This is a genomic window from Caulobacter sp. P1_B12_2 (assembly GCF_056406675.1).
Genome location: NZ_JBFTZS010000393.1, coordinates 1 through 4,408, shown reverse-complemented (window position 1 = coordinate 4,408; position 4,408 = coordinate 1). Strand labels below are relative to the sequence as shown.

The following is a 4,408-nucleotide window of genomic DNA, read 5'->3' as shown; positions in this document are numbered from 1 at the left end:
GGATCGGCCTTCGAGGCCAGGATCTGATAGAGCGTGCCGTGGGCGTTGGTGATGCGGCGTGACAGCGACTGGATCTCGCTGTTGATGCGCATGTCCTGTTCGACGACCTGCTTGAGCGCAGCGGACTGGCTCTTCTGGACGACGATGGCTCCCCCGGCCATCAGGGCCAGCATGAGCAGGGCGAACGCCGGCGCGAAGCCGATTTTGATGATCAATGGCAGATCGACGAGCCGGAAGCGCTTCATCGGATTTGGTCCCCTCTTGCGGCGTTCCGTGCGCACGGATCACCAACGTCGAGGGGGATCATCACGACATATTCCTAATAGTTCCTGACTTTGGTTAAGAGCCTTTGCCGCAGGGCCTGTCGCACCCCCCGCTTTTCAACCCTTTGAGCCGGACCAAATGCCGGATTTTCAGGAAAAGGCCCGCGCGCCCGCGTGAGTCACTCCTATTTCGGGAGCCGCCTTAAAAGACGAGATCTGAGTCTAGTTTCAAGTGAAACCGCTGTATTCGCCAAGCAAGCGTGGTTACCAACGAGTAAATAAAACTATCTCTCGATGACTCAGACTATTTTAACTCGCCTATGCAAAAAAGCTCAGGCGTCCGGACGACGCGACGTCCGAAGGGCGAGACACATTATTAGGAGCAGCGGGATGAAGTATCCGATCGCTATTGCCGCGGGAATCGCTGGCAGCTTGTTCGTGGCTCAAGCGGCTTCCGCCGCCGGTGGCTTTGAAGACCAAATGGGCCGTTGCCTGCAACAATTCGCCAACACCAAGGACGCCGCTCAGGTGATGCTGGAATGCACCGCCGACGCCGGCAAGCTGTCGGCCTGTAAGGTCGTCGACAACAGCGCCGCTGGTAAGGGCTTCGACAAGGCCGCCATGTGCATCGCTGAAAAGCTGCCGATGGGCGCCAAGACCGGCACCGTGAAGGTGCCCTTCCGCTTCCCGGGCGGCGCGTAACTCTAAAAGCTCCACCCCAGGCTTTCTGGGGGGATCTTAATACGCCTCCGCTGGCTCCGCCGGAGCGTCCTTACAGGGGACGCTCCGGCCCGGGGCCGGCGGGGGCGTTTTGCGTTTTGGGGTCTTACCCGCCCCGCTTCAGCGTCTCGCGGGCGATGACCAGCTTCTGGATCTCGCTGGCGCCCTCGTAGATCCGGAAGATCCGCACGTCGCGGTACAGGCGCTCGATGCCGTAATCGGCGACATAGCCGGCCCCGCCGAAGATCTGCACCGCGCGGTCGGCCACCCGGCCGACCATTTCCGAGGCGAACAGCTTGGCCGCCGCCGCCTCCAGCGTCACGCCCACGCCGGTATCGCGCAGGCGGGCGGTCTCCAGGACCAGGGCGCGCGCCGCCAGGGCCTCGGTCTTGCTGTCGGCGATCATCGCCTGCACCATCTGGAAGCTGGCCAAAGGCGCGCCGAACTGCTTGCGCTCGCTGGCATAGGCCACGCAGTCGACCAGCAATCGCTCGGCCACGCCCACGCAGACCGCCGCGATGTGCAGCCGCCCGCGATCCAGCACCTGCATGGCCACCTTGAAGCCCTCGCCCTCCGCGCCCAGGCGATTCCAGGCCGGCACGCGGACATTGTCGAAGGTCACGTCGTGGATGTGGGCCCCCTGCTGGCCCATCTTCTTCTCGGGCTTGCTGACCGAAAGCCCAGGCAGATCACGCGGCACCAGGAAGGCCGAGACGCCCGAACCGCCCTTGGCGTCGGGATTGGTGCGGGCCATCACCGTGAACAGCGAGGCTTTGCCGGCATTGGTGATGTAGCGCTTGGAGCCGTTCAGGACGTAATCGTCGCCGTCCAGCGTGGCCCGGGTCTGGACCGCGGCGCTGTCGGACCCGGCCTCGGGCTCGGTCAGGGCGAACGAGGTGACGATCTCGCCCGACGCGATGCCGGGCAGCCACTTGGCTTTCTGCTCGTCCGTGCCGAACATCACCAGCCCCTGGCTGCCGATGCCGACATTGGTCCCGAACGCCGAACGGAAGGCCGGCGAGGCGCGACCCAGCTCGACGCCGACCAGGCATTCTTCCTCCATGTTCAGACCAAGACCGCCGAACGCTTCGGGAATCGACAGACCGAACAGGCCCAGGCCCTTCATCTCTTCGATGATCTCGGCGGGCACCGCGTCGTCCTCGGCGACCTTGGCCTCGATCGGGCGCAGCCGCTCGGCGACGAACCGGCGAACCGTGTCGATCAGCTGCTCGCGGGTCTCGAGGTCCAGGGCCATGGCGTTCCTTCCTGCTTCAAACACTTGTTTTGAGCAGACTGTAGCGGCGGAACGCCGGAAAGAAAGGGGCTAGAACCGCGAGCGCCACGTCGCCAGCGCCCCGACTTCCGGCGGCGCGTCGGCCTGGTGCCCCGGCTGAAGCGCCAGACTGGTGCGCACCATCAGCGACCGCCACGGCCCGAAGGCGCGCTCCAGGCCCAGGGTCAGGTCAATCTCCCGACCATCGGGCGCGGCGCTGAACCGCCGGGTCGAGAAGGTCAGCGGGTCGTCATAGGTCATCGGCACATCGGCCAGCACGGCCTGGAACTTGCCGCTCTCGATGCGCAGGGGCTGGGCGACGGCGAAGGTCAGGCGCGAGCAGGCCAGGCCGATCAGCCGGCAGTCGGCGCCCGCTTCCAGCCGCCAGGCGCTGCTGATCGCCCGGTCCAGTGACAGCAGGCCGCCCTCCACCGCCGTGCGGCCGACCGACAGGTCGGCGTGCAGGGTCAGGCCCGGTCCCGGATAGAAGTCGACCGCCGCCGCCCCGAACCGGGTCCTGGCCGGCAGGGCCAGGGTCGTGCCGGGCGTCAGGTACGAGCCCAGCGGCCCCAGCGGCTCGTCCAGCGCTCCCCCGGTCAGGCTGATCAGGACGTCGCCGACCTGGACCATGCCGGTGGCCGAGCTGTAGCTGGAGCCTTCGATTTCAGTGATCTGCAGCGGCCGACGCGGATGGGCCGAGCCCTGTTCGGCCAGCAGGGCGAACCGGCCCAGGCGCACAGCGGCCTGGGTGCTGCGGTCAGGCCGGGCGATGGTCTGGAAGGCGTCGCGGCCCGCCGGACCGGCCGGGGCCTGCGCCCCGCCCTCGCCGCTCCAGTTGGATAGGCTCAGGCGTCCATAGGCGGCCTGCATCCGCATCGACCGCATCGGCTGAGGACCCAGAGTCAGAGACGGTTCGGGCTCGTGGGCGCGCTCGTCGAACACCGGCCCCTCGACCGAGACCGCCAGGTTCAGCCCGCCCAGGGCCGGACCGCCCAGCACGACCTGGCTCGAGGCCTGGATCGGCGGCGGGGTCAGCAGGGCGCCGCGCCGGTCGCCCGGCATGCCGTCGGCCAGGTTGACCGAGAACAGCCGGTTATAGTCGTCGTGGATCACCGTGCGCAGGCCGTCGGCTTGCCGCAGGGCCGAGCCGAAGGCCGCCCCGACATTGCCGCCCACGCCCGGCCCGGTCAGGCCGGTGGTCCCGCCGTCGGCCAGGGACAGGCTGCTGGTTCCGACAGGCGCGAAGGCGCGGGCCAGGTCCAGGCCGCCCCGGCCGTAGGTGGAGTCGGTCCCGGCCGTTCCCAGATCGCTGGCGGTGCGCAGCAGGATGTCGACCGCGTCCCGGCCCGAAAGGGTGGGGAAGGCCTGYAGCAGCAGGGCCAGGGCGCCCGCCACCTGAGGCGCGGCGAACGAGGTGCCGGAGACCACCGCGCATCCCGTGGCGCCGCATTCGGTCGTGATGCTGTCGCCGGGCGCGGCCATGTAGCCGTTGGCCGCGACCCCGGCCTTGTTGGAATAGCTGGCCATCACCCCGGCCTGGGTCAGGGCGCCGACCGCGATCACCGAGCCGGCATAGCGCGGATCCACCGCGTAGCGGGCCGGCCATGACGGGTCGGCGTTTCCGTCATTGCCCGACGAGATGGCGACCACGGTTCCGGCGGCGGCGGCGCGGGCCAGGGCGGCCTGGAACCTCGCCCCCTCCGGGCCGTCGCCGCCCAGCGACAGGTTGACCACCTTGGCGCCCTTGGCCACGGCGTAGTCCAGGGCGGCGGCCAAATCGTTGGAATCGAAGACGCACTCGGGACAGTCGGAGGTCGCCACGCCGCTGTCGTCGGCCCGGATCGACAGGATGGTCGAGGCGTAGGCCACGCCGATCGTGCCCGACCCGTTGAAGCGCGCGGCGATGATGCCGGCCACCCGCGTGCCGTGGCGGCTGGAGCCGACCAGGACCCCGCGCCCGATGATGTCGGTGGAGTCGGCCGACACCGCGCCGACCAGGTCCGGCTGGCTGGCGTCCACGCCGGTGTCGATCACCGCCACGGTGATCCCCTGACCGGTCGCGCCCTTGCCATAGGCGGCGTCGGCGTGGATCGCGCCGAGGTTCCAGCCGCGCTGGTATTCGGCGCTGCCGGCGCTGGGGACGGGGGGCGGA

3 protein-coding genes and 1 pseudogene are annotated in these 4,408 nt (G+C 68.6%); 1 reads left to right on the top strand and 3 read right to left on the bottom strand.

All coding sequences use genetic code 11. The annotated features are described in order from the left end of the window. Positions 1-215 (bottom strand): annotated as a pseudogene (locus AC1DZ6_RS19925) (methyl-accepting chemotaxis protein); the annotation flags it as partial. A gap of 438 nt (positions 216-653) precedes the next feature. Between AC1DZ6_RS19925 and AC1DZ6_RS19920 the strand changes: the two are divergent. Then, positions 654-965 (top strand): hypothetical protein, encoded by a 312-nt coding sequence (locus AC1DZ6_RS19920; protein ID WP_477098874.1) that lies wholly within the window; start codon positions 654-656, stop codon positions 963-965. Between the two features lie 124 nt (positions 966-1,089). Here the strand turns inward: AC1DZ6_RS19920 and AC1DZ6_RS19915 are convergent, their stop codons facing one another. Together AC1DZ6_RS19915 and AC1DZ6_RS19910 are read right to left on the bottom strand one after the other, a co-directional pair. Next, positions 1,090-2,238, bottom strand: a complete 1,149-nt coding sequence (locus AC1DZ6_RS19915; protein ID WP_477098873.1) for an acyl-CoA dehydrogenase family protein — start codon at positions 2,236-2,238, stop codon at positions 1,090-1,092. A 69-nt stretch (positions 2,239-2,307) separates the two neighbouring features. Then, positions 2,308-4,408, bottom strand: a 2,101-nt coding sequence (locus AC1DZ6_RS19910; protein ID WP_477098872.1) for a S8 family peptidase, incomplete at its 5' end; no start/stop codon positions are given.

Bases quoted from the DNA above. Each gene is read 5' to 3' on its own strand.
- AC1DZ6_RS19920 (WP_477098874.1), top strand. From the start codon at position 654: ATGAAGTATCCGATCGCTATTGCCGCGGGAATCGCTGGCAGCTTGTTC.
- AC1DZ6_RS19915 (WP_477098873.1), bottom strand. From the start codon at position 2,238: ATGGCCCTGGACCTCGAGACCCGCGAGCAGCTGATCGACACGGTTCGC.